This is a genomic window from Thiocapsa sp., from assembly GCF_035467215.1.
Classification (GTDB): domain Bacteria; phylum Pseudomonadota; class Gammaproteobacteria; order Chromatiales; family Chromatiaceae; genus Thiocapsa.
The window spans coordinates 1-4,365 of record NZ_DATITZ010000290.1; the positions used below are offsets into that span (position 1 = coordinate 1).

Here is a 4,365-nt window from a genome sequence, read left to right on the forward strand (position 1 = left end):
GGCGAGCGCCGAGCGGTGCGGCTGTAGGTGCAGCCGGTGAGGATCATGAGTCCGGCGGCCAGCAATGCGGCCTCCAGCATGCTGAACCAGCCGATGGTCACGACGGCGACCATCGCGACCACGATGGCGATGGCGACCGGCGCGTGCTTGTGCTTGAGCGGATGCGAATCCCCGATCTGACTCACGAGCAGGAAGTCGCGCGAGTTCCTCTGCTGCTCCACGAAGTCCGGGCGTGTCTCCAAGAGGAGGGTGTCGCCCGGCGCCAGAACGATATCGCCGATCTTGCGGTCGACCCGCTCGCCGTTGCGTGCGAGCGCGACGATCACGGCGTCGTAGCGATTGCGGAACCGCCCGGCACGCACGCTCTTGCCGACCAAGGGCGATTTGTCCGACAGCACCGCCTCGACGAAACAGCGCCCGGGGCGCGGCACGTCGAGCTTGAAGACCTGGTTGGTTGCCGGGATCAGGCCGCGGGTGCGCTGCAGGTCCATCACCGAATCCAGGATCCCGGCAAAGACGAGCCGGTCGTTCGCCTGCAGCACCTCCTGCGAGGACACCGCCGCGATCACCTGCTCGCCGCGCTCGATCTCGATCAGGAAGAGCCCGGGGAGCTGGCGCAGACCGGCATCCTCGATGCTCTTGCCGATCAGCGGACTCCCCGGCTCGACAAGCATCTCGGAGGTGTACTGTCGAACATCCTCGTAGCTGGCGGCCGCGGAGGTGCGTTTCGGAAGCAGCCAGTGTCCCGCCGTGAGCATGAAGACCAATGTCGCGATCGTGATCGGCAGGCCGATCCAGATCGGCTCGAAGAGTCCGAGCCCCTCGCCGCCGAGGCGCTCCGTATAGAGCCCGTTGACGACCAGATTGGTGCTGGTCCCGATCAGGGTGCAGGTGCCGCCGACGATGCTGGCGTAGGACAGAGGGATGAGCAGGCGCGAGAGCTCGAGCCCGTTGCGCTTGGCCCAGTCTTGCACGGCCGGGATGAAGATGGCGACGACCGGCGTGTTGTTCAGGAAGGCGCTCACCCCGGCGACCGGCACCATCAGCCTGAGGCGTGCATCGGTCGGTCCTCGCGGGCGCCCGAGCAGACTGGGGCCGATCCAACCGACGGCACCCGTCTGCGTGAGGCCCGTGACGACCACGTAAAGCACGCCGACGGTCAGCATGCCCGGATTGGAGAAGCCGCTCAGGGCCTCCGTCGGGGTTAGGATGCCGAACAGAAGCAGCAGGGTCAGTGCACCGGCCGTGACGACATCCGGCGCCGCGCGGCTGAAGGCGAAGAGCCCGAAGCAGAGCACGACGATGCCGAGGCTGAACCAGCCCTGCCAGCCGAGTTGAAGGAAGGCGCTCGTCTCCACGTTAAATCGAGGCACCGAGCCGTCGGGCAATGGAGCGGATCTGCTCCCGCCCCGGGTAGTCAGCACCCTCGTCCGATTCCAGATAGGCATGCCATTGCGCATAGGCTACGGCCAAGTCTGGATCCGTGCCGTGACAGCCCAGGACGCTGATCACGCATCCGCCGATCTTCCACGGACCCTCGCCTTGCAGTTCACCGTCGATGAGATGGGCGGCCTCCCGAGGGGTACGTCGGTGCCAGAAGGGATCCAGATAGAGAAGCCCTCTGGAATGAGGAAAACAGGCCGCGATCACCTTGCGCGTGCCGTCCGGGCAGCGCAGGGCCAACGGCGCAGTGACACTGAAGATGTCGGCCATTGCTTGACTCGTGGAATCCGGTCGGACGGGCCGGAAATCCCGTTTAGTGATCGCGACCGCGTTGAAGGGCCTCGTAACGGGCCTTGAATGCCTCTTGGCGCAGCCGCGAGGCGTCCTCTTCCGTCGGTGCGAGCGGCGAGTCCAACCAGGTGCCGGTGGCGTGATCGAACACCGAGAACCGCCAGCCTCGACCGACCTTGAAGACCTTGGTCACGTCCTTGCCGGCTTGTTCCATGGCCTCGAGCTTGCCGAGCTTGCCGAGATCGCCGGGGGCAGTCGTCGCGTGCGGCGGCGCCTCGGCCGGTCGGTGCTCGGCGAGGTTGAAGCGGTTGTTTTGGATCTCGCCTTGCACGTCGAGCTCGACCGATTCGACCCCGGGAAGGCGCGCCAAGATGTAGCCGGCCATCATCATCCCGAGCTTTTGGTTCTCGGACTCGAGCGCGGTGAGCAGCTTGTCGGCGACGATCTGGCAGCGTTGCAGCCGGTCCGGCCTTTCGACCCACTCCCGACTCATCTGCCAGCCGGCGTCCATGTCCTGGTCCAGCTTCTCGAAAAAGGGCTGCGCTTGGCCGATGAGGGCATCGGGGACGTTGAGCTCGTAGATCCGATCGTCGATGATGGCTTTCAGAAGCATCGGCTGCCTCGCTCGTCGTTGGTTATGGTTTCGGATAGTACTATACCGAGCGGGCTCGACTTCGCGTAGGTTCGGTACCGAGACGCGGTTTCAGTCTATCGATTTCTTTTTCGGCCGCGGCGACGACAAGGCGCGTCGGGTCGTTCTCGGAGCACAGCATGTTGTTGACCATCCCGGCGCTTCTCAACAGCGCCCAGATCGCCAAGATCCACGAGACCATCGCGGACGCCCCCTTCGTCGACGGCAAGTTGACCGCCGGATTCGCCGCGGGTCGGGTCAAGCGCAACGAGGAGCTGCGCCCGGAACCCGATCGCATGCAGCGTCTGATCCGCATCGTCATGGCGAGTCTCGGCCATCACGAGACCTTTCGGTTCGGTGTCCTGCCGTATCGGGTGGCGGACCCCATCGTCGCCCGCTACACCCCGGGCATGGCCTACGGTGAGCATGTCGACGATCCGATCATGGGGACGACCGGTCCGCGTTTCCGCTCGGATGTCTCCATGACGATCTTTCTCAACGATCCCGCGTCCTACGACGGCGGAGAGCTGTCCATCCGCACACCGTTCGGCGAGCAGAGGATCAAGCTCGCCGCGGGCGATGCCGTCGTCTATCCCTCTTCGAGTCTGCATCGCGTGATAGAGGTCACGCGCGGGGAGCGCTTGGTCGCCCTGACCTGGATCCAAAGCTACGTGCGCGATCCCGCGCGCCGAGAGCTGCTCTACGAGTTGAATCTCGCCCGCGAGCGATTGCTCAAGACGGCACCGGAAGAGGGCACCACCGCCTACGTCGATCGCTCCTACGCGAATCTGGTGCGCATGTGGAGTGATCTCTAGAGGAGCGGTGCAGAGATTCCGAGACCGTCCGAGATCATTTTCGTTGTCGTTGTCGTAATCGACCATCGGATACGATAACGAACACGACAACGACAACGAACGGTCTCTACACATCTGCAGTGCTGCACTAGCCCGGATCCGGCCCCGACGGAACTCAAAACGCGTCGAGTCATCGTCGCGCTCGGGGATCGCCCGGGGTATCGTTCGGCGCGGGCGGGATGGGTTTCGCTTCGCTCTACCCATCCGTGTTTCGGTTGTTTTTGAAGCGTTCTTGAACCGCGCAGGCTCCAACGGTCGTCAAGTCTGCCGGAGCCGATCCAATCCGAAAACATCGTGTACCGCGCCGGGCGCGGTTTAAGCGGGCAAACAACGCTGTCTTCGAGGTTAAAGGGGATCAAGCATGCGACAGGGCGGCGACGGGGATCGCATCTTTTTGGACCGAGCCATCGAGGCGTTCATCCGCATCGTGATCCTCGCGATCCTGGTCGCCTGGTGTTTCGATATCGTGCGACCCTTTATCGTGCCCTTTGCCTGGGCGATCATCATCGCCATCGGACTCTATCCGGGTTACGAGCGACTGACGCAGGTTCTGCACGGGCGTCGAATCCTCGCCGCCGTCATCATGTCCTTGCTCTGCTTTGCGCTGCTGCTGATCCCTGCGCTGCTGCTCAGTGCCTCGCTCGTAGGGGAGGTGCACACCGTCATCGCTGCCTTCAGCCACGAGTCGCTGAAGATTCCGCCCTTGCCCGATGCCGTTGCACAGCTGCCGATGATCGGTGACGACATCGCGCGTGTCTGGTCCGAGGGCACGTCGAATTTCCGGGCGGTGCTCATGGAGGTCGAGCCCGAGCTCAAGGTTGCCCTGCATTGGACGATCGGTGTGGCCGGCGGCGCCGGTGTGGGCCTGCTGCACATCCTCGTGGCCATCCTGATCGCAGGCTTTCTGCTCGCGCAGGCCGAGGCCGGACAGCGCGCAAGCGTCGCCTTTGCGCGGCGGCTGGCCGGGGCACGGGGTGTGGAGTTCGCCAAGCTCTCCGAGGCGACCGTTCGCAGCGTGACCCGGGGCATTCTCGGTGTCGCTTTGATTCAATCGCTCCTCGCCGGTCTCGGTTGGCTGGCGATCGGCGTCCCCGCGGCCGGGCTCTGGGCTCTGCTGGCGCTGGTGATGTGCGTGGTGCAGATCGG

At 64.4% G+C, this 4,365-nt stretch carries 5 protein-coding genes; 2 read left to right on the forward strand and 3 right to left on the reverse strand.

From position 1 onward, the window contains the following. The 3 genes from VLR48_RS16255 to VLR48_RS16265 form a co-directional block, all read right to left on the reverse strand. Positions 1–1,373, reverse strand: a 1,373-nt coding sequence (locus VLR48_RS16255; RefSeq protein ID WP_325292792.1) for an SLC13 family permease, incomplete at its 3' end; no start/stop codon positions are given. Further along, positions 1,360–1,713 carry a hypothetical protein gene (locus VLR48_RS16260; protein WP_325292793.1) on the reverse strand — a complete coding sequence of 118 codons (354 nt, stop codon included), beginning with the start codon at positions 1,711–1,713 and terminating at the stop codon, positions 1,360–1,362. The genes VLR48_RS16255 and VLR48_RS16260, both read right to left, overlap by 14 nt. A gap of 43 nt (positions 1,714–1,756) precedes the next feature. Next, positions 1,757–2,347 (reverse strand): hypothetical protein, encoded by a 591-nt coding sequence (locus VLR48_RS16265; protein ID WP_325292794.1) that lies wholly within the window; start codon positions 2,345–2,347, stop codon positions 1,757–1,759. 158 nt (positions 2,348–2,505) lie between these two features. Here VLR48_RS16265 and VLR48_RS16270 point away from each other — a divergent pair, with 158 nt between their 5' ends. Together VLR48_RS16270 and VLR48_RS16275 are read left to right on the forward strand one after the other, a co-directional pair. Beyond that, positions 2,506–3,180 carry a Fe2+-dependent dioxygenase gene (locus VLR48_RS16270; protein WP_325292795.1) on the forward strand — a complete coding sequence of 225 codons (675 nt, stop codon included), beginning with the start codon at positions 2,506–2,508 and terminating at the stop codon, positions 3,178–3,180. A 400-nt stretch (positions 3,181–3,580) separates the two neighbouring features. Beyond that, positions 3,581–4,365 (forward strand): AI-2E family transporter (locus tag VLR48_RS16275; RefSeq protein ID WP_325292796.1); only part of this gene is annotated, 785 nt, incomplete at its 3' end.

Coding starts and splice junctions, on each gene's coding strand:
- VLR48_RS16260 (WP_325292793.1), bottom strand. CDS start 1,713: ATGGCCGACATCTTCAGTGTCACTGCGCCGTTGGCCCTGCGCTGCCCG.
- VLR48_RS16265 (WP_325292794.1), bottom strand. CDS start 2,347: ATGCTTCTGAAAGCCATCATCGACGATCGGATCTACGAGCTCAACGTC.
- VLR48_RS16270 (WP_325292795.1), top strand. CDS start 2,506: ATGTTGTTGACCATCCCGGCGCTTCTCAACAGCGCCCAGATCGCCAAG.